We start from the raw sequence: 19,099 nt of genomic DNA, 5'->3' as shown, positions 1-19,099 counted from the left end.
CAGGTGCGGGCTTTGGGGCCGGCAGAGAGGAGAGATGACGTGGATAATCCGGATACGCTCATCCTCAACCTGACCTTTTTAGGCACGGTGGGAGTAGCTTTCCTGATGTTCCTGATCCTCTTTCTGCTGGGCGTCATCACGCTGGTGCTTGCGGGAATAGGCAGACTCGCCGCCGTCATGCTCATGGCGTTGTTCGGCTGGCGCAGCAGCGGGGAAAGCAAGCGCCCGGCCCGGGATTGGCGTAGCGCGCTCAAGCCCGCGAACCTTCGCCCGGCGCTGCGCACCGCCGTCGTACGCCACCCGGGGGCGGCAGCCGCACGCCCCGACTCCCCCGTCCTTGCCGAGGACTGGGCTTCCGCTGTTGCGGAGGCGGACGCGGTGGCAATGGCCAGGGCGCGGGCGGCAGCACCGGAAATCAAGCTCTCAGTCCGCGACCTGCCCGATCCCCATGTACCTGCCGACCAGGTGGCGGAGGTTGCGCCGCTGGTGGAGTCGGCGCTGGAGGACCACCGGCCCGGCCGGGTGCCGCGGTCGTTTGAGAAGGCGCAGGCTTTGCGTCCGGTGGCCCCGCTGGACACCGGATCGCTGGTGTCGCTTTCCGGGAAGGCCCAGGCACAGGCCCTCACAGCAACCTCTTCCAATGACGGAGCCCCGGGAGCCGCTGCCAAGGGCTCTTCTGCCAAAGCCGGCCCACATAGGGGTAAACAGCCCTTACCCTGAGCAACCATCTGGGTTAGCGTGAAACCCATGGAATTCAGATACCTCGGAAACAGCGGCTTCAAAGTCTCGGAAATTACCTTCGGCAACTGGCTGACCCACGGGTCCCAGGTGGAGAATGACGTCGCCTCCCAGTGCGTGAGGGCCGCCCTGGATGCCGGTATCAGCACCTTCGACACGGCGGACGTCTACGCCAACACGGCCGCGGAGACCGTTCTGGGTGGAGCCCTGAAGGGCGAGCGCCGTGAGTCCATAGAGGTCTTCACCAAGGTCTACGGCGCCACCGGCCCCAAGGGAAAGAACGATCTGGGCCTGTCCCGCAAGCACATCATGGAATCCATCAACGCGTCCCTGCGCAGGCTGCAGACGGACTACGTGGACCTGTACCAGGCCCACCGCTACGACTTTGAAACCCCGCTGGAAGAAACCATGCAGGCGTTTGCGGACATCGTTCGGCAGGGCAAAGCCCTGTACATCGGCGTCAGCGAATGGTCCGCTGACCAGCTGCGTGCCGGCCATGCGCTTTCCAAGGAACTCGGTTTCCAGCTCATCTCCAACCAGCCGCAGTACTCCATGCTGTGGCGCGTGATCGAGGCCGAGGTTGTCCCCGCATCGGAGGAACTGGGCGTGTCCCAGATTGTCTGGTCCCCCATGGCCCAGGGCGTCCTCAGCGGCAAGTACCTGCCCGGCCAGCCCGCACCGGAAGGCAGCCGGGCCACGGACCAGAAGGGCGGCGCCAAGATGATCGAGCGCTGGATGCGGGATGACGTCCTTGCCGGGGTCCAGGAGCTCAAGCCCGTAGCGGAGGAAGCAGGGCTTTCCATGCCCCAGCTGGCCGTGGCCTGGGTGCTGCAGAACCCCAACGTGGCTTCGGCCATCATAGGTGCTTCGCGGCCGGAGCAGATCGCTGACAGTGTTGCGGCGGCTGGGGTGAAACTGGAACCGGAAGTCATGAAGAAAATCGACGACGCCATCGGCTCCCTGGTCGAACGTGATCCGGAGCAGACCAAGTCCCCGGCCAAGCGGGAACACTAGGTGGTGGGGTCCCTTCCGAAACTGCCGGATCTGGCCGTCACCGGTTCCACAGGCGGCCTGGGCGGAATGGTATCGCGGCAGCTTGCCGCCGCCGGATCCGCCCAGCGCCTCCTGGTCCGCGACGCCGGACGTGCACCTGAGCTGGAAAACGCTCCGGCACTGGTCTGCAGCTACTCGGATTCATCTGCTGCCCGCGCGGCCCTGGAAGGGGCCAGGGTCCTGTTCATGGTGTCCGCCGCAGAAACAGCGGACCGGTTGCAGCAGCACCGCAGTTTTGTGGACTCCGCAGCGGACGCCGGGGTGCAGCACATCGTGTACACGTCGTTTTACGGCGCGGCGCCGGATGCCACCTTCACGCTGGCCCGGGACCACTACGGCACCGAGCAGCACATCCGTGATTCGGGGATGGACTATACCTTCCTGCGCAACAATTTCTACCTTGATTTCCTGCCCCTTCTGGCGGACGGGGACGGCGTGGTGCGGGGGCCCGCCGGCGAGGGAGTGTTTTCCGGGGTTGCGCGGGAAGATTTAGCGCGCTGTGCCGTAGCGGTGCTGCGCGACCCCGCCATCCATAAGGGACAGACGTACAACCTGACAGGGCCTGAAGACCTCACACTGGCCGACGCTGCCCGGATACTTACCGAGGGAACCGGCCGCACCATCACCTATCATCCGGAGACAGTGGAGGAAGCCTACGCCTCCCGCGCCTCCTACGGCGCGCCGCCCTGGCAGGTGGACGCGTGGGTCAGCACTTACACGGCGATGCGGGCAGGTGAACTGGCAGGGATTTCACCTGATGTCCACGGACTGACAGGCCAGGATCCGATCAGCCTGGCGGAGTTCCTGAAGCGGCCGCAGCTGTAGCGGAAAAGGGCAGGCTTTTGGCGTTGACGGGCTGGCGGGGCGGGCGTAAACCTGAGGCAGGGACCCCTTCAGCCCGTCAAGCCGAACCAGCCGCAAGGACGCAGCGCCATGAAGCAGATCTTCAGGAACCCCCAGTCCGCCCGTCCAGCTGAACATCAGGGACCGCCTGGTTCCCTGACAACTGCGCCCACCACAGTCCCGCTTACCCGCGAGGAACTCCAGCTGGGCGCCCGCAACCACTCCATGCCCCTCGAGGCGCTCCGCCGCGACATCACTCCGCCGGGACTTCACTACGTCCTCACGCATTTCGACATCCCGTTCATCGACACCGCTGCCTGGCACCTGCGGATCAGCGGGGCTGTTGAACGTGCACTGGAATTGAGCATGGCGGCGCTGCGGAAGGACCCCGCCATCACCGTCCCGGTCACTTTGGAGTGCGCGGGCAATGGCCGCTCACTCCTGGAACCCAGGCCGCTCAGCCAGCCGTGGCTCCTGGAAGGAGTAGGCACAGCAGCCTGGACCGGGGTTCCGCTCGCGTACCTTCTGGGGAAAGCCGGGGTCCTTCCGAACGCCGTCGAGGTGGTGTTCGCCGGGGCCGATGCCGGCATCCAAGGCGGCGTTACGCAGCGGTACGCGCGGAGCCTACCGGTCCATGAAGCGATGCGTGCCGACGTCGTACTCGCATACAAGATGAACGGCACTGAGTTGCCGCCGCAGCATGGCTACCCGCTCCGGCTGGTGGTTCCAGGTTGGTACGGCATGACGAGCGTGAAGTGGCTGGAATCCATCGAGGTGGTCACGGCCCCCTTTGCGGGATACCAGCAGGCGGTGGCCTACCGTTACCAGGAGTCAGCGGACGACGCCGGGACGCCGGTAACGCGTATGAGGGTGCGTTCGTTGATGGTCCCGCCGGGCATCCCGGACTTCTTCACACGCCGACGGGTAGTACCGCCAGGTCCTGTGATGCTGCAGGGCCGGGCGTGGTCCGGGCATGCTGCGGTGACTGCGGTGGAAGTGGGCATCGACGGGAAGTGGCTGCCGGCCCACCTGGAGGAATCTGCGGGTGGATTCACCTGGCGGCGATGGACGCTGCCGTGGGTGGCTGACCCGGGCAAGCATGAACTGGCCTGCCGCGCCACCGACGCCAGCGGTGCCACCCAGCCCCTAGCGCAAAACTGGAACTACCAGGGACTCGGCAACAACATGGTGCAGCGCATCAACGTCCGGGTGGAGTAGCGGCTTGCGTACAGGCGCCGGGCTATACTCGGTGCCAGCCATGACCAGCCTTCCTTCCTCCCCCGCCAGTGTCCGCATCGATGCGTGGCTGTGGGCCATCCGGGCCTATAAGACGCGCTCTGCGGCTACGGCCGCGTGCCGTGCCGGCCACGTGAGGCTGAACGGCAGCCCAGCCAAGGCGTCAGCCACACTGGTCAGCGGTGACACGGTGACGGTCAGGATGCCGGGCTATGAACGCATCCTCGAAGTGCGCCGGCTGATCAACAAGCGCGTGGGTGCTGAAGCTGCATCACACTGCTTCACGGACCACACTCCCCCGCGGCCTGTTGCTCCTGCTCTGGGCCTGCCGCAGCGCGACCGTGGCACGGGCCGGCCCACCAAGAAGGACCGCCGCGAGATGGAACGTCTTCGCGGCGCTTGACCGAGTCCGGCCCTTGTGACGCTGCTTAATTCCCGCCCCGGGCCCGGGCCCGGGCCCGGACGAGGTTCGCAAAAGGCAGCTGCCCGTACTCCTCAATAAAGGCTGTGTGGTAGTCCGCTTCAGCCTGGGCCAGGGCTGCGGCGGGCAGTTCCTTCCATGCGATCAGCAACTGCCCGGCGTCCCTGAGTTGCCAGACCAGCCGCCCGTCCCAATGCCCGGGCGGCTTTCCCTGCCCGAAGTCCAGGAACTCCTGGACCTGCCGCCGCAGGCCTCGGTTGCCTTTGCTGCCCGGGCCTGCTTTACCCAGGTAAAGCACGACGGCGGCATCCACCCACTCCGCCGCAAGGGCCGGCTGGGGCAGGGAAGGGTCCTTCTTCTTGAAGACCCCGGCTGTGCTTTTCGTCAGGAATTCCGGCTGGAACTCTTCGGGCTGCAGGACAGCGAAGACGCCGGTTCCCTGCGGAACCCGCATAACCTCCAGGTCGTCGAAGGGCCTGAAGCCTGCAAAGCCGTCGTCTCTCAGGCCCTTTCTGGTGAACTGCATCCCTACATTGAACAGCATCGCTTCGGCAGCGTTGATTGAGTGACTCACGCGCCCCGACCGTGCACCGGCCTGGCGCTAGCTGGCGGTTCTCCGACCTCGTGGATGGTATGGCCGCTGCAAGCAGTTTTAGTTACGCTGGCCCGCTCGATGCGTGACACTGTAAACCATCGCATTGCGTTGCGCAGTCGGCACCACCCCACCAGGTACCACTGGCCGTTAGTAGAGGCGAACAGCACGGGCTCGACGTCGCGGGTGGTCGTCCTTTCGTCTCTCGATGTGTAGCGAATGCGAAGCACTCGCTGCTCGGCCATCGCCTCCTCCAGTGCCGACTTCGTTGCGCGCGAAGACGAGGGCGGCGCGTTGACCCAGACACGGTGGGCCAGCTCATCGGCCCGTGCTCGAGTCTTGGGATTGAGGACGTCCAGGATCTTCTTGATTCCTGCAGCCGCCAGATCGGCGTACGGGGCATCGCGTGCAGCGGATACGGCTGCCATGAGCGCCACGGCCTGCGGCGGGGACAAGCTGACAGGCGGCAGGGACGCGCCTGCAGCTAATCCGTAGCCACCGCCCGGACCAGGGCGGGACCATAGAGGTGCACCGCTGCTCTCCAGCGCATCGAGGTCTCTCTTAATGGTGCGCACTGACACCTCGAACTCTCGTGCCATCCGTTCGGCGGAAACCCCCCGCGCCCCGCTGCGGCCCAACAACTCTGTCAGAGCATGTAGCCGTTCGGCGCGCTTCACAGTTCAGACCCCGACAAATTCATGACCTAAATAGTGACACACCCTTGTCCGCAGTGCCTGCGAGGGTAATGGCATGACAACTACTACCGACAGTCCGACCATAATTCTCATCGCAGGTCACTGGCTGGGCGCATGGGCATGGGATGAAGTCCTTGAACACCTGACAACCGACCACTCTCGTGCAATCGCGATGACACTGCCCGGTCTCGACGCGGACGATCCCGGGCGTGCGGCGAAGACCCTCGACGATCAAGCCGCAGCAATCCTGGACGTCATCACCCAACTCGGGGCCTCGGCGGATCAGCCCGCAACTCTCGTCGCTCACAGCGGGGCGAACGCCCCCATCAGCCTCGTCCTTGACCGACACCCCGAACTTGTCCATCGAGTGGTGTGGGTCGACTCCGGCCCTGTGGCGACGGGAAGCACTTTCGCCCCACACCTCCCGGAGGAGTTGGAGGAGCTTCCACTGCCGTCCCTCGACATCCTCGCGCAGCAGGCGAGCCTCGAAGGCCTGAGCACAGAAGTCCTCGAGCGTTTTCAGGCCCGGGCCGTCCCCGAGCCCGGCCCCGTACTTCGTCAGCCCGTGGAGCTCACGAACGATGCCCGCCACAAAGTCCGGACCACCCTGGTGTGCTGCTCTATGCGGAGCGCGCAGGTGCTGGAGCTGGCCCGCACTGGCCATGCCATGTTTGCCGAAGTTGCTAACATCGAGCACCTCGACGTCGTTGACCTTCCGACGGGGCATTGGCCTATGTGGAGCCGCCCCCGCGACCTGGCCAAGGCCATTCAAACAGCGGCTTCCCGAACCCAATAAAGTGACCGGTGAAGCCGTCCGCTTCGACAATCTGCTGGTCTGACCTCACGACGTGTTCCCTCTGAAGTGAGTGGTGCAACTGCGTCAGGTCCTGATTTAGGCACCGTCAGCAGACCCCGATGCCAGTCGAACCTCTTCACAAAGAACGAGCCAACCAGGCTGAGGTTCCCTGACTGAGAAGTTTCCCTGCCCACCCCTCCGCCCAAAAGCGTAGAGTTGCCTAAGACGCCTGATTCTGGACGCCTTGCTGCTGAGGGAGAAATCGTGACGATTGACTGGGACGAAAAGAAAGCCCTGCTACAGGAACCGAACATCGCGAAGGTAACCCAGCTTTGCGACGAACTGATGGAAAAGAAGCCAGGCTCCACCGTCCCCTACATCGACCCGGTGCACGACGAAGATGAATGCCGGATCGTCAGCCTGCAGGTCAGCCCCGGAAAGGGCACCGAGTCAGGATTTGTCTCGCACTACAACGACGACGAAGCAGCACGACGGGCCACCCAGATTTACGAGCTCGCCGAGCTTGACCCCCGCTACGTGATGCCGTGGAACGCCTACCCCTGGGTCCGTGATCCCGGCATGCCGTCGGCCTTGAGCGTGCAGGAAAAGACGGACGGTTTGCGGCCCTTCCGCCAGTTCCTCAAAATCAACTCCCGGGTTTCCGCGATCATTGCCCACGGCACGGACGCGTCAACATTCCTCACCCTGTTCGAGAAGACCTACCACTCGTCGCTGAAGAACAGCGGCATCAAGGTGTACAAAGCCACCGCCCTGGGCGGGCGGGCGTTTGCCGTCTCCGAAGCCAAGCAGGAAGAACTGCTTGCCAAGAGCGTCGCAATCTACAAGGACGCCATGCAGAGGGCCGGCATCCAACACCTCTGACTGGTAATGCCAATGGATGTGCTGGCTTGGCTGCTCGATTCTGATCCCGCAATCCGCTGGCAGGTCCTGCGCGACCTCGCAGACGCTCCAGCCGAAGATTTTCAAGCCGAACGCGACCGGGTTGCGAACCACGGTTGGGGTGCCAGACTGCTCGCCCTGCAGGGCACGGACGGACAATGGGCCGGGGGCACCTATTGGCCAGCTCACGACGACGACCCTGACAACCAGCCCTGGACGGCCACCACCTACAGCCTGCTGCTCCTGCGCGACTTCGGCCTGGACCCCGCCAGCCCTGCGGCACGGCAAGCGATTGCGCTTGTCCGTGACAACAGCCGCTGGGAGGAAGGCAACCAGCCCTTTTTTGAGGGCGAAGTGGAGCCCTGCATCAATGGGATGACTGTCGCCCTCGGGGCATACTTCGGGGAAAAAGTTGACTCGGTGGTACAGCGGCTGACCCGCGAACAGTTGGCTGACGGCGGCTGGAATTGTGAGGCCGAGAGAGGGTCCACGCGCTCTTCCTTTCACACCACCATCTGCGTTCTGGAAGGGCTCCTAGAGCATGAGCGGGCCAGCGGGGGAACACCGGTATCCCGGGAGGCCCGGCGCCGCGGCGAGGAGTACCTCCTGGAGCGCAAGTTACTCAGGCGGATTTCAACCGGTGAACTCATCAACAGCACATGGCTGCAGTTCTCCTACCCCACCCGCTGGTACTACGACCTCCTTCGCGGGCTCGACTACTTCCGCGCAGCCGGCGGCACCCCTGACGAACGAATTGAAGAGGCAGTGCAGATTGTTCGGTCCAAGAAGCAGCCAGGTGGGAGCTGGTTGCTTGAAAACACCCACCCGGGCAAGGTCCACTTCGATCTGGAGGACGGTGACGGACAACCAAGCCGATGGAACACCCTCCGTGCCCTGCGGGTAGTGCGGTGGTACGAGGGCGGATCCCGTGAGGAAAGCGGCGCATAAGGCCCCGCATTGACAGCCGCTTGTGACGCCTGCCATATTTAAGGCGTGAACCTGTCAGACAGCCGGACAGCAGGACAGCCTGCTCCCCTCGCACGGCTTAGTGCCGCGGAAGCCGTCTTCAGTACCATCCGCAAGGACATCGAGTCGGAGCGACTGGCGGTGGGCAGCAAACTCAGCTCGGAAGCAACCCTCTCCCAGCAGTACGGGGTCAGCCGGTCCGTCATTCGCGAAGCACTCCGCTCCTGCACTGCCCTTGGCCTGACGGTTACCAAAACGGGCAAGGGGACCTTCGTCGTCGCCAACAAAGTAGCCAACGACCTCACGTTGGGCCAGTACTCAGCCCGGGACCTGACCGAAGCACGCCCGCACATCGAGGTACCCGCAGCCGGTCTGGCCGCGGAACGCCGCAGCGACGAAGAGCTGGAGACACTCCGCAGCGTTGTCGCCGCCATGGCCACCGAAACCGATCCGGAATCGTGGGTAACCCTGGACTCGAACTTCCATGCCGCCATCGCCCGCGCAAGCGGCAACAAGGTGTTCGCCAGCGTGGTGGCGGACATCCGCGGCGCCCTGGCCCACCAGTCCGAAACCCTGAACATGGTGGCAGACCGGCAGCACGCCTCAGACCTCGAACACCAGGAGATCCTGGCCGCCATCGAGGCAGGCTCACCGGAAGCCGCGAGTAAAGCCATGGCCCGGCACCTGCACGCCGTCGGCCTCGCCCTCGACTCCATCCTGAACAACTAACGTCCGCAAACCGAACACGCCACACCACACACAAGGACCCCATGCCATCCCCTGCACTTTCTGCTGCCCACACTGCTGCAATGCTCCCGCAGCACGCCCCCCTGGTCACCGCCATCCGCGACGGCCTGGTGGAGAGCGTGCACCACGGGTCAGCCATCGCCGTTGCAGCAGACGGCGCAATTGTGGCGTCAGCAGGTGACCCGTTGGCCCCGTTCTACCCCCGATCCTCCCTTAAGCCGCTGCAGGCCGTGGGTATGGTCCGCGCCGGCCTGGAGTTGCCCGCCGATCTCCTTGCCCTGGCAGCGGCAAGCCACTCCGGCGCTGCAAAGCACCGCGAGGGAGCACTGCGCATCCTCGACCTGCACGGGCTGACCGTTACGGCCTTCGAAAACAGCACCGACCTCCCCTATGGCGCCGGCGAGCGCGAGGAATGGCTGCGCAGCGGGGGTGCGGCCACGCAACTGACGCAGAACTGCTCCGGCAAGCACGCCGCCATGGCCGCCACCTGTGTGATCAACGGCTGGCCCGTCCAGGGTTACCTTGATCCCTCGCACCCGTTGCAGCAGCTGGTCGCCACAACGGTGAAGGAGCTGACGGATGAGGAACCGGTCACTGTCAGCACCGACGGCTGCGGCACCCCGCTGTTTGCCCTCACCCTGCCGGGCATGGCCCGCGCCTTCGGCCTCCTCGCCCGCGCCGCCGCCGGCAGTGGTGCGCACGACGTCGGCGGGCAGGCTCCGCGAAGTGCGGAAGCCGCCGTCGGACTCGCCATGCAGCAGCACCCGGACATGGTGGCCGGTGAAGGCCGCGACGTGACCGGGTTGATGCGCCTGCTCCCGGGCTCCGTAGCCAAGGACGGCTTCGAAGGCGTGCAGCTGGTAGGCCTGGCCGATGGGAGTGCCGTGGCTGTCAAGATTTCCGACGGCGGCGACCGCGCCCGGATGCCGGCCACCGTCAGGCTTCTCGAGGCACTGGGTGTTTACACCGCACCGCTCGCCGGCATCGCAACCGCCCCGGTACTGGGCGGCGGCCAGCAGGTAGGCCTGCTGCAGGCTACCGACTTCCTTCCCCAAACTGCCCTGTCCGTACCCGCCAACGAAGCCCTGTAAGGACCCCATGACAATCGCCGACACCACCGCAGCAGTCCGCTCTGAACATGACCTGCTCGGAGACCGGGACGTCCCCGCCAACGCCTATTGGGGTGTTCACACCCTGCGTGCAGTGGAAAACTTCCCCATCACCGGCCAGAAGCTCTCCTCCAACATGCACCTGGTCCGTGGTCTGGCAGCAGTAAAACTGGCCGCGGCCAGGACAAACCGAGAACTCGGACTGCTGGACGCCGAACGCTCGGACGCCATCGAGCAGGCGTGCCAGGACATTTTGGACGGCCGGCTTGCCGACCAGTTCGTCGTGGACGTCATCCAGGGCGGCGCCGGAACGTCGTCGAACATGAATGCCAACGAGGTGATCGCCAACCGTGCCCTGGAAATCCTGGGCCACCCCAAGGGCGACTACAAGCGTTTGCACCCCAACGACCACGTAAACCTGTCCCAGTCCACCAACGACGTGTACCCCACCGCCGTCAAGCTGGGCACCATCTTCGCCGCCCGGGAACTGCTGGACGCCCTGGCTGAACTGGAGGAAGCGTGCGCGGCAAAGGCGCTGGAGTTCCGCACGGTGGTTAAGATGGGGCGCACGCAGCTGCAGGATGCCGTCCCCATGACACTGGGCCAGGAATTCGGAACCTACGCCATCACCATCGGGGAGGACAGGCTCCGCCTTGCCGAAGCTGACCTGCTGATCCACGAAATCAACCTCGGTGCCACGGCCATCGGCACAAGCCTCAACGCCCCGGCCGGCTACACCGCAGCGGCCTGCCGGCACCTGGCAGAAATCACCGGCCTGCCACTGGTCACCGCTCCGGACCTCATTGAAGCCACCCAGGACGTGGGCGCCTTCGTCCACCTCTCAGGGGTGCTGAAGCGCGTCGCCGTGAAGCTCTCCAAAATCTGCAACGATCTCCGGCTGCTCTCGTCCGGTCCGCGCGCCGGCTTCGGCGAGATCAACCTGCCGGCTGTCCAGTCCGGCTCCTCCATCATGCCCGGTAAGATCAACCCGGTGATCCCGGAAGTGGTCTCCCAGGTGGCCTATGAGGTGATCGGCAATGACGTCACCATCACCATGGCCGCCGAAGCCGGGCAGCTCCAGCTCAACGCCTTCGAACCGGTCATTGTCCACAGCCTCCACAAAAGCATTTCCCACCTGGAAGCGGCTTGCCGCACCCTCACGGCGCGCTGCATCCGGGGTATCACCGCCAACACCGAACACCTCCGCCGCACGGTGGAGCAGTCCATCGGCCTGGTCACGGCCCTCAATCCCCATCTGGGCTACGCCACCGCCACCGCCATCGCGCAGGAAGCACTGGCCACCGGCAAGGGCGTCGCCGAGCTTGTCCTCGAGCATGGACTCCTCACGAGCACCCAACTCCAGGAACTCCTCAGCCCCGAACGCCTCGCCAACCTCAGCAAATAGTCCCCCTCCCCGGACCCCCCAAAGGACTCCCCCATGACAAACTCCCCCATTACGGACCACACGGTCCCGCCCCAGGCGCATGCCACCGAGGCTGCACTGCACGCCGAGGACAAGGGCTACCACAAGAACCTCAAGCCGCGGCAGATCCAGATGATCGCCATCGGCGGCGCGATCGGCACCGGGCTCTTCCTCGGCGCCGGCGGCCGCCTCAACGCCGCGGGCCCCTCCCTGGTCATCGCCTACGCCGTGTGCGGCTTCTTCGCGTTCCTGATCCTTCGGGCCCTGGGCGAACTGGTGCTGCACCGGCCGTCCTCGGGCTCCTTCGTCTCCTACGCCCGCGAATTCTTCGGCGAAAAGGCCGCGTTTGTTTCCGGCTGGTTCTACTGGATCAACTGGGCCACCACCACCATCGTGGACATCACCGCCGCCGCGCTGTACATGAACTTCTTCGGCAACTACATCCCCTGGATGGCAGCAGTCCCGCAGTGGGCCTGGGCCCTGATCGCCCTCGTGGTGGTCCTGGCACTGAACCTGGTCTCGGTGAAGGTCTTCGGCGAAATGGAATTCTGGTTCGCCCTGATCAAGGTCGCCGCCCTGGTGGTCTTCCTCATCGTCGGCACCTACTTCGTCATCTTCGGCACCCCCGTGGACGGCCAGCAGGTGGGCCTCAGCCTCATCTCGGACAACGGCGGCGTCTTCCCCAACGGCCTGCTCCCCATGATCATCCTCATGCAGGGCGTGCTGTTCGCCTACGCCTCCATTGAGCTCGTGGGCACCGCGGCCGGCGAAACCGAAAACCCGGAAAAGATCATGCCCAAGGCCATCAACTCCGTGGTCTTCCGCATCGCCGTGTTCTACGTCGGCTCCGTCATCCTGCTGGCCCTGCTCCTGCCCTACACCTCCTACGAAAAGGGCGTCAGCCCGTTCGTGACGTTCTTCGGCTCCATCGGCATCCAGGGCGTGGACGTCATCATGAACCTCGTGGTCCTCACCGCCGCCCTGTCTTCCCTCAACGCCGGCCTGTACTCCACCGGCCGCATCCTGCGCTCCATGTCCGTCAACGGCTCCGCCCCCAAGTTCGCCTCCCGCATGAACAAGGCAGGCGTACCGTACGGCGGCATCGCCATCACCGCAGGCGTGTCCCTGCTGGGTGTCCCCCTGAACTACCTCGTGCCCGCCGACGCCTTCGAAATCGTCCTCAACGTGGCCTCTGTAGGCATCATCATGACCTGGGCAACCATCGTGCTGTGCCAGATCCAGCTCCAGCGCTGGGCGAACAAGGGTTGGCTCAAGCGCCCCTCGTTTCGGATGTTCGGCGCCCCGTACACCGGTTACCTCTCGCTGCTCTTCCTGGCAGGTGTGCTGGTCATGGTGTTCATCGATTCCCCGCTGACCATGCTCGTCACGGCCATCGCCTCGGTCCTGATGGTCTTCGGCTGGTACGCCTGCCGCAAACGCATCCATGAAATCGCTGAAACCCGCCAAGGCTTCACCGGGATCTCCCCCGTGGTCGCCAACCCGCCGGCGGACACCTTCAAGAAATAACCCCCGCATTCAACCAACGACGGCGGCACCCGGGTTCTGGAGCTACAGAACCCGGGTGCCGCCGTCGTTAACTGTTCAGTGGCGGGGCTAGCGTGACGGTTTCACCACCATCGCTGATCCGCCTCCGCGCCGTACCGGCTCAGCGGCCGCGACAGTACGCCCGTCCGGCAGGAATTCAATGGCGGTGGCAGCACCGAGCTCAGCAACCGAGCTGAAGGCGGGGTGTCCGTACTCTTTGAGCTGAGCCTCGTAGGCTGCAATGAACGCCGGTTCCGCCTGCGGCGTTGCCGAATTCCGCTGGGAGGCACGGGGTGCGGCGAGCGCGTCAGAGATGCTCATGCCGAGGTCGATCCGGTTGATGAGCGTCTGCAGCACGGTGGTGATAATCGTTGCGCCGCCCGGCGAGCCGAGCGCCACGAACGGCTTGCCTTCCTTCAGCACGATGGTTGGCGACATGGACGAGCGGGGCCGCTTGCCCGGCTCGATACGGTTCGCATCCGTGGGGCTGGCGGGGACGTTAAAGTCCGTCAGTTCATTGTTCAGGATGAAGCCGCGACCGGGGACTACGATGCCGGAGCCGCCGGTCTGCTCGATGGTAAGGGTGTACTCCACCACGTTGCCCCACTTGTCCGAGACCGTGAGGTTGGTGGTTGACAGCCTCTCAGTATCAGTTGGGTTGCTCTGTGCAGCGGCCGGCAGATCGCACACACCATTGTAGGAAGATACGTCACCGGCCGGCACTGGCTTCGGCGCCGCCTTCAAGGGATCAATCTCGCAGGCCCGTTCCTTGCCGAAGACCGGGTCGAGGAGTTCTTCCGTAGGAACGTTCACGAAAGCAGGATCACCAACATATTTGCCGCGATCGGCAAAAGCGAGGGCGCTGGCTTCAAGGTAATGGTGCAGGACCTTTGGCTTGTCATTGGCAAGAGCGGGAAGGTCGAACACCTCCAAAATGTTCAAGGCCTCCCCGACCGTGGTGCCGCCACTGCTGGAAGGTGCCATGCCGTAAACGTCATAGCCGCGGTAGTTCACGTGGGTGGGGTCCTGGTCCAGGGCCTCGTAGTCATCCAGGTCTTCTGTGGTCATGACGCCTGCAGGTCCGGGCAGGGTATTCGGATCCGGATTTGTCGGTGCGTTCCGGACAGTGGAAACGATCTCCTCGGCGATGGCTCCCTCGTAGAACGCATCCATGCCCTCCCGGGCCAGAAGCCGGTACGACTCCGCCAGACCGTGGTTCTTCAGGATGCTCCCCACGGCAGGCGCATCGTTGTTAGGCCCCGGAAGGAAAAGCTCCCTGGTGGCTGCAAAGGGCAGGAAGCGGTCCCTGTTTTCAAGCGTCTGCTGCCGGAAGGTCTCGTCCACGACGAAGCCCCGCTGCGCCACATGAATTGCAGGCTTCAGCACTTCCCTCAGGCTCAGGCTCCCCCAACGGTCCAAAGCCCGCTCCCAGGTTGCCGGAGTGCCCGGTACCCCCACCGAGATCCCGCTGGTTGCCTGCTTGTTGAATGGGTACGGCTCGGTGCTGCCAGGTTTGAGGAAGGCATTTGCGGGCATGGCGGCCGGCGCCGTCTCGCGGCCGTCAATGGTGCGGACCTTGCCCCTCTTCGCATCGTAGAACACGAAGTAGCCACCACCGCCGATGCCGGCACTGTAAGGCTCGGTGACGCCGAGGGTGGCGGCTGCGGCCACGGCGGCGTCCACGGCGTTGCCACCCTTCCGGAGGACTTCTATGGCCGCGGCGGAGGCGTCAGGGTCAACGGTGCTGACCGCGCCGCCGTACCCCGTGGCCGTCGGGGTCTTTTGGATGTCACCAGCCTGCTGCGGGTGGGCAGCAGCGGGGCTGGCCAACGCTCCTGTGGTCACGCTCATTGCCAGTGCCGCCGTCATGGCTGCAAGCCGGCGTCCCAGATGTGGCATGGTTGCTCCTGAAGGGGTTGGAAGTGATGTGGGTCACGCTACTCCTAGGGCAGGGGACACTCAACGGCTGCTGCTACCCCCTGTTGGGCGTTCAATCACCTGCACGCACCCCGGCTGCAATACCCCCTTGACGGCCACCCGGGTCAGGTCTACCCTCAGCCGCATCCCGCCGTTTAAGCGGCGGGACTTCGGGCGCCGCCTTTGGCGGCCATCCGTCGAGGAGGACCGTGATGAACGACCCGGAAGCAAAAATAGTTGTGGGGGTGGACGGCTCCGATTCCTCGGTGCAGGCCCTGCGTTTGGCGGCCCGGCTGGCCCCGGCGCTGAACGCACGGATCCACGCCATGGCCTGCTGGGATTTCCCCCAGATCTACGCCGGCTACGTGCCGCCGGACTTTGAGGCCTTCCAGGCAGCTGCGGCGCACACCTTGACCGAGGCGCTCGGAAAAGCGTTCGGGCCGGAACTCCCAACGAACATCAGCCAGGAAGTGGTCCGCGGCTCCGCGCCGGCCAAACTCGTCGAAGCCGGCACGGACGCCGCCATGCTGGTGGTGGGCCGCCGCGGGCACGGCGGCTTCATTGGCATGCACCTTGGCTCTGTCAGCTCCGCGTGCGTCTCACACGCTGCCTGCCCGGTCCTGGTAGTGCACGCCGACGGCAGCCATCGCCCCCACCATCTCTGGCGTGGCTCCAAGGACAAGAAGGCTGCGAAGCTGTAGGACCCGAGCCCGCGGCGTAACGCAACGCTCCCGCATCTCCCGGTTGGAAGCCGATCCCCTATGCTCAGCTGAGTGCCACTTGGCGCCCGCGCCGGGTAAGGGTGGCGTGCGTGCACTCAGCAGTTCAACGACGAACCACACCGGGAGACGGTATGACCAACTGGCGGATCAGGGACTTCCACTCAGCGGACCTCGACGGGATCCTGCACCTCTGGGAAACCCTCAAGTCCTACAACGTCGAACCGGTGTACGCACTCTCCGAAGTCCTGGCCTCGTGCGAGAAGGACCACGCCGTGGTGGCGGTGCAGGGTGACCAGGTGGTGGGCGCCGCCGTCGGACGCGCCGCGCACGACCAGGGCTGGATCGTTTTCCTCGCCACCCTCCCCGAATACCGCGGCCGCGGCATCGGCACCTCGCTGCTCGCCGCCGTCGAGAACCGCATGGCCCCGCACGGGCTTAACAAGCTCTCCGCGCTGATGCCGGAATCCGAAACGCGCGTGGAGGCCTTCCTGAGCCGCGGCTTCGCGCTGAAGAAAAACCTGCGCTACTTCGAGCGGACCATCCCCGTCCAGCGCCAGGAACTCGGCGCGCTGGGCCAGCTGGGCGGCCGCGTCCTGGCCCGGGACCTGTGGGAGAACGTGGCCGGCATGCGGAAGGAAAAGGAACTGCTGGAGCGCCGCCTGGTGCTTCCGTTGGCCGAGGCCGACCTCGCCGACGAGTTCGGTGTCGTCCCACCGCGCGCCGTCGTCCTCTTCGGCCCGCCCGGCACCGGCAAAACCACCTTCGCCAAAGCCATCGCCTCCCGCCTCGAGTGGCCCTTCGTCGAAGTGTTCCCGTCCCGGCTGGCCGCGGACCCGCAGGGCCTGGCAGGCGCGCTCCGCGAAACCTTCCTTGAGATCGCCGAGCTGGAGCATGCAGTGGTGTTCATCGACGAGGTGGAGGAGATCGCTTCCCAGCGATCCGGGGAGCCGCCGTCTCCCCTGCAGGGCGTCACAAACGAGCTGCTCAAGATCATCCCGGCCTTCCGCGAACAGCCCGGCCGGCTGCTGGTCTGCGCCACGAACTTCATCCGCGCCCTGGACTCCGCCTTCCTGCGGCACGGCCGCTTTGACTACGTCATCCCCATCGGGCTGCCCGACCGGCAGGCCCGCGAAGCCATGTGGCAACGCTTCATCCCCGCACTTGTGGTGGACGCCGTGGACGTGGACCTGCTCGTGGAGCGCACCGAGGGCTTCTCCCCCGCCGACATTGAGTATGCCGCCCGCAGCGCCTCCCAGCGCGCGCTGGAAAACGTTGTTTACGGCAGGGACGGCGACGGCGGTCCCGCTTCCGGCGGCACCACGTCGCTCCGTGATGCCGTACGGAAGGGGCCCTCCACGCAGGACTACCTGGACGCAATTTCCGAAACCCGCACCACAGTCAGCACCGAAGTGCACCAGGAGTTCCTGGAGGACATCGACGCACTGGGCCGCGTGTAAGCCAGTAATCTTTGACTCATGTCCTCCAATCCCCTTCGGCATGCCATGGCGCGGATGGGCGGCCGCGATCCGCATGAAAAGCACCGTGCCGCCACGCCGCTTGAACTCTTCTTTGACCTGACCTTCGTCATTGCCTTCAGCGTGGCGGGAAGCCAGTTCGCGCATGAGATCGCGGAGGCGCACTTCATCCCCGGCCTGCTGGGCTTCTTCTTCGCGATGTTCGCCGTGAACTGGGCCTGGATCAACTTCACCTGGTTCGCCAGCGCCTACGACACCGACGACTGGATCTTCCGGGTAGTTACCATGATCCAGATCGTGGGAGTCCTGATCCTCGCCATGGGAATTGAACCGATGTTCCATTCACTGGTGGAGGGGGACCACGTTGACAACGCGGTGATTGTGGGCGGCTACGTGCTCATGCGGTTGGCCCTGGTCTCCCAGTGGCTGCGGGCAGCCCGGCAGGATCCCGCGCGCCGCGGGACGTGCCTGCGCTACGCCCGGTACCTCGCGCTCGTGCAGCTCGGATGGATTGCGGTACTGATCATCGAAGCCGATGTTCCCACCACGTTCGCCATGATTGTGCCCTTGATGGCGCTGGAAATGGCGACACCCTATGCCGCCGAGCGGAAAGCCAGGACGCCGTGGCACGCACACCATATTGCCGAGCGGTACGGGTTGCTGGCCATCATCGCCTTGGGGGAATGCCTCATCGGTGCCATCGAAACCCTGCGCGCCATCGTTGCCAACCACGGCTGGAGCCTCGACGCGGCGTTGGTGGGCTTCGGCGGAACAGCCCTGGCATTCGCCATGTGGTGGATCTACTTCATGCTGCCCTCCGGCCGGGCGCTGCACGTGCGCCGGCACCGGTCGTTCCTCTTCGGCTACGGCCATATCCCCATCTTCGCCGCCATTGCGGCCACGGGAGCAGGCCTGCACGTGGCCGCCTACTACATCGACCATGAGGCACACGTCAGTGCCGCAGTGGCCGTAGCCAGCATTGCGGTTCCGGTGGGACTGTTCAAGGGCTCCCTGACCTGGCTGTACAGCGTCATGGTTGGCCGGGACAGGACTGTTATTACCGTGGCCGGCGTGGTCCTGATGGCGCTGGCGGCCGCGGTGGGACTGGCAGCGGCCGGAGTGTCGGTCCCGGTGTGCCTGCTGGTGATTGTGCTTGCACTTGGCGCTTCCATTGTCGTTGACGAGCGACGCGGCTCGGACCGCCTGCATCACGCCCTGGAGAAGCTGGAGGCGGAGACTACCGCTCCCCGCCCGTCCTAGCGTCCAATGCCGTCCCGCCCGCGCCATCCGGCTCCCCGTAGGACAGGTTTTCGTAATCGGTGGTGTCTTCCTCATCCAGCTGGTCGTCCAACTCCTGCAGCAGCCACGGGTTCACCCGGGCCAGGATCTTCCGTACTTCCTCCACCTCGACGGCGGCATACAGCACAGGACGTGCCTCGCGGTACTTGGTGACGGGCGGTTTGTCCGGCCATTTCTCAGCCAGCGCCTTGACCCTCTCAGGCAGTGAGTTGTGCGCGTTGTCCGCAATCTTGACCAAGGCTGCGTCGTGGTCCTCGGCGATTTCCCGAATACCGGCCTGATAATCGTCCGGGTTGCTGTGGAGCCGGTTGGTAACGCGTTCAATGATCTCCACGGCCCGCTCCGAGACCCCCATATCCAGCAGCGCCTGGCGGGTGATGGGGGTGTCCTTCGCGATATCGTGCAGGTATCCGGCGATCCTGACGTCGTCGTCGAAATCGGCGAGGGCGTCACCAACGGCGAGGACATGCTCACGGTACGGACGCTTCAGTTTGTCCTTTTGCCGGTTGTGGGCCACCTCGGCAAGGACCTTTGCAGTCTCTACCGTGAATTTGGGCGCCGGGCTCTGCTCCGCGGCCTGCTGGTCTGACATGTTCTAAGCCTAGGCTGAGCGGGCTCCGTT

The 19,099-nt window shown here is 64.9% G+C and carries 19 protein-coding genes; 15 read left to right on the top strand and 4 right to left on the bottom strand.

Annotated features, from left to right (window positions below):
• Positions 1 to 39: 39 nt before the first annotated feature.
• The 5 genes from AC5RT4_RS14045 (at position 40) to AC5RT4_RS14025 (ending at position 4,273) form a co-directional block, all read left to right on the top strand.
• The gene (locus AC5RT4_RS14045) at positions 40 to 720 is read left to right on the top strand and encodes a hypothetical protein (RefSeq protein WP_494106134.1); all 681 of its coding nucleotides are present in this window, start codon (positions 40 to 42) and stop codon (positions 718 to 720) included.
• A gap of 27 nt (positions 721 to 747) precedes the next feature.
• A complete protein-coding gene (locus tag AC5RT4_RS14040) occupies positions 748 to 1,752 on the top strand; it encodes an aldo/keto reductase family protein (protein WP_494106133.1) in 1,005 nt (334 codons plus the stop codon).
• The gene (locus AC5RT4_RS14035) at positions 1,753 to 2,616 is read left to right on the top strand and encodes an SDR family oxidoreductase (protein WP_494106132.1); all 864 of its coding nucleotides are present in this window, start codon (positions 1,753 to 1,755) and stop codon (positions 2,614 to 2,616) included.
• Between the two features lie 108 nt (positions 2,617 to 2,724).
• Positions 2,725 to 3,852 carry a sulfite oxidase gene (locus AC5RT4_RS14030; protein ID WP_494106131.1) on the top strand — a complete coding sequence of 376 codons (1,128 nt, stop codon included), beginning with the start codon at positions 2,725 to 2,727 and terminating at the stop codon, positions 3,850 to 3,852.
• Between the two features lie 40 nt (positions 3,853 to 3,892).
• Complete coding sequence (locus AC5RT4_RS14025) at positions 3,893 to 4,273, top strand: RNA-binding S4 domain-containing protein (protein WP_494042316.1); 381 nt, start codon at positions 3,893 to 3,895, stop codon at positions 4,271 to 4,273.
• A gap of 25 nt (positions 4,274 to 4,298) precedes the next feature.
• Here AC5RT4_RS14025 and AC5RT4_RS14020 read toward each other — a convergent pair whose 3' ends face one another.
• Both AC5RT4_RS14020 and AC5RT4_RS14015 read right to left on the bottom strand, forming a co-directional pair.
• Complete coding sequence (locus tag AC5RT4_RS14020; protein WP_494106130.1) at positions 4,299 to 4,817, bottom strand: hypothetical protein; 519 nt, start codon at positions 4,815 to 4,817, stop codon at positions 4,299 to 4,301.
• A gap of 44 nt (positions 4,818 to 4,861) precedes the next feature.
• Positions 4,862 to 5,560 (bottom strand): helix-turn-helix transcriptional regulator, encoded by a 699-nt coding sequence (locus AC5RT4_RS14015; RefSeq protein WP_494106129.1) that lies wholly within the window; start codon positions 5,558 to 5,560, stop codon positions 4,862 to 4,864.
• Positions 5,561 to 5,633: 73 nt separating this feature from the next.
• Between AC5RT4_RS14015 and AC5RT4_RS14010 the strand changes: the two genes are divergently transcribed.
• From AC5RT4_RS14010 to AC5RT4_RS13980, 7 genes are all read left to right on the top strand, one after another.
• Positions 5,634 to 6,374, top strand: a complete 741-nt coding sequence (locus AC5RT4_RS14010) for an alpha/beta fold hydrolase (protein ID WP_494106128.1) — start codon at positions 5,634 to 5,636, stop codon at positions 6,372 to 6,374.
• Positions 6,375 to 6,638: 264 nt separating this feature from the next.
• Entirely contained in the window at positions 6,639 to 7,256 is a 618-nt protein-coding gene (locus tag AC5RT4_RS14005) for a uracil-DNA glycosylase family protein (RefSeq protein ID WP_494042320.1), read from the top strand.
• Between the two features lie 12 nt (positions 7,257 to 7,268).
• Complete coding sequence (locus tag AC5RT4_RS14000) at positions 7,269 to 8,222, top strand: prenyltransferase/squalene oxidase repeat-containing protein (RefSeq protein ID WP_494106127.1); 954 nt, start codon at positions 7,269 to 7,271, stop codon at positions 8,220 to 8,222.
• 45 nt (positions 8,223 to 8,267) lie between these two features.
• Positions 8,268 to 8,969, top strand: coding sequence for a FadR/GntR family transcriptional regulator (locus AC5RT4_RS13995; RefSeq protein WP_494106126.1), 702 nt, complete (start codon positions 8,268 to 8,270; stop codon positions 8,967 to 8,969).
• Between the two features lie 41 nt (positions 8,970 to 9,010).
• Positions 9,011 to 10,078: an asparaginase gene (locus AC5RT4_RS13990; RefSeq protein ID WP_494106125.1), complete on the top strand. Its 1,068-nt coding sequence runs from the start codon at positions 9,011 to 9,013 to the stop codon at positions 10,076 to 10,078.
• Positions 10,079 to 10,085: 7 nt separating this feature from the next.
• Positions 10,086 to 11,501: an aspartate ammonia-lyase gene (locus AC5RT4_RS13985; protein WP_494106124.1), complete on the top strand. Its 1,416-nt coding sequence runs from the start codon at positions 10,086 to 10,088 to the stop codon at positions 11,499 to 11,501.
• A gap of 33 nt (positions 11,502 to 11,534) precedes the next feature.
• The gene (locus tag AC5RT4_RS13980; protein ID WP_494042326.1) at positions 11,535 to 13,046 is read left to right on the top strand and encodes an amino acid permease; all 1,512 of its coding nucleotides are present in this window, start codon (positions 11,535 to 11,537) and stop codon (positions 13,044 to 13,046) included.
• 87 nt (positions 13,047 to 13,133) lie between these two features.
• Here AC5RT4_RS13980 and ggt read toward each other — a convergent pair whose 3' ends face one another.
• On the bottom strand, positions 13,134 to 14,963 hold the full coding sequence (gene ggt, locus AC5RT4_RS13975) for a gamma-glutamyltransferase (protein WP_494106123.1): 1,830 nt from the start codon (positions 14,961 to 14,963) through the stop codon (positions 13,134 to 13,136).
• 230 nt (positions 14,964 to 15,193) lie between these two features.
• On the opposite strand from ggt, the gene AC5RT4_RS13970 reads away from it, so the two are divergent.
• From AC5RT4_RS13970 to AC5RT4_RS13960, 3 genes are all read left to right on the top strand, one after another.
• Positions 15,194 to 15,682, top strand: coding sequence for a universal stress protein (locus AC5RT4_RS13970; protein ID WP_494106122.1), 489 nt, complete (start codon positions 15,194 to 15,196; stop codon positions 15,680 to 15,682).
• Positions 15,683 to 15,834: 152 nt separating this feature from the next.
• Positions 15,835 to 17,160 carry an ATP-binding protein gene (locus tag AC5RT4_RS13965; protein WP_494106121.1) on the top strand — a complete coding sequence of 442 codons (1,326 nt, stop codon included), beginning with the start codon at positions 15,835 to 15,837 and terminating at the stop codon, positions 17,158 to 17,160.
• Between the two features lie 18 nt (positions 17,161 to 17,178).
• Positions 17,179 to 18,438, top strand: coding sequence for a low temperature requirement protein A (locus AC5RT4_RS13960; protein ID WP_494106120.1), 1,260 nt, complete (start codon positions 17,179 to 17,181; stop codon positions 18,436 to 18,438).
• Here AC5RT4_RS13960 and AC5RT4_RS13955 read toward each other — a convergent pair.
• Positions 18,416 to 19,069 carry an HD domain-containing protein gene (locus AC5RT4_RS13955; RefSeq protein ID WP_494106119.1) on the bottom strand — a complete coding sequence of 218 codons (654 nt, stop codon included), beginning with the start codon at positions 19,067 to 19,069 and terminating at the stop codon, positions 18,416 to 18,418. The genes AC5RT4_RS13960 and AC5RT4_RS13955 overlap by 23 nt on opposite strands.
• Between the last annotated feature and the right edge of the window lie 30 nt (positions 19,070 to 19,099).

Source organism: Arthrobacter sp. sptzw42 (genome assembly GCF_059089685.1).
The sequence above is the reverse complement of the archived record's forward strand: the minus strand, read 5'-3'. Positions and strand labels throughout refer to the sequence as shown.

Bases quoted from the DNA above. Each gene is read 5' to 3' on its own strand.
- AC5RT4_RS14030 (WP_494106131.1), top strand. From the start codon at position 2,725: ATGAAGCAGATCTTCAGGAACCCCCAGTCCGCCCGTCCAGCTGAACAT.
- AC5RT4_RS14020 (WP_494106130.1), bottom strand. From the start codon at position 4,817: ATGCAGTTCACCAGAAAGGGCCTGAGAGACGACGGCTTTGCAGGCTTC.
- AC5RT4_RS13955 (WP_494106119.1), bottom strand. From the start codon at position 19,069: ATGTCAGACCAGCAGGCCGCGGAGCAGAGCCCGGCGCCCAAATTCACG.
- AC5RT4_RS14010 (WP_494106128.1), top strand. From the start codon at position 5,634: ATGACAACTACTACCGACAGTCCGACCATAATTCTCATCGCAGGTCAC.
- AC5RT4_RS13970 (WP_494106122.1), top strand. From the start codon at position 15,194: ATGAACGACCCGGAAGCAAAAATAGTTGTGGGGGTGGACGGCTCCGAT.
- ggt (WP_494106123.1), bottom strand. From the start codon at position 14,963: ATGCCACATCTGGGACGCCGGCTTGCAGCCATGACGGCGGCACTGGCA.
- AC5RT4_RS13985 (WP_494106124.1), top strand. From the start codon at position 10,086: ATGACAATCGCCGACACCACCGCAGCAGTCCGCTCTGAACATGACCTG.
- AC5RT4_RS14000 (WP_494106127.1), top strand. From the start codon at position 7,269: ATGGATGTGCTGGCTTGGCTGCTCGATTCTGATCCCGCAATCCGCTGG.
- AC5RT4_RS13960 (WP_494106120.1), top strand. From the start codon at position 17,179: ATGTCCTCCAATCCCCTTCGGCATGCCATGGCGCGGATGGGCGGCCGC.
- AC5RT4_RS13965 (WP_494106121.1), top strand. From the start codon at position 15,835: ATGACCAACTGGCGGATCAGGGACTTCCACTCAGCGGACCTCGACGGG.
- AC5RT4_RS13980 (WP_494042326.1), top strand. From the start codon at position 11,535: ATGACAAACTCCCCCATTACGGACCACACGGTCCCGCCCCAGGCGCAT.
- AC5RT4_RS14025 (WP_494042316.1), top strand. From the start codon at position 3,893: ATGACCAGCCTTCCTTCCTCCCCCGCCAGTGTCCGCATCGATGCGTGG.
- AC5RT4_RS14040 (WP_494106133.1), top strand. From the start codon at position 748: ATGGAATTCAGATACCTCGGAAACAGCGGCTTCAAAGTCTCGGAAATT.
- AC5RT4_RS13990 (WP_494106125.1), top strand. From the start codon at position 9,011: ATGCCATCCCCTGCACTTTCTGCTGCCCACACTGCTGCAATGCTCCCG.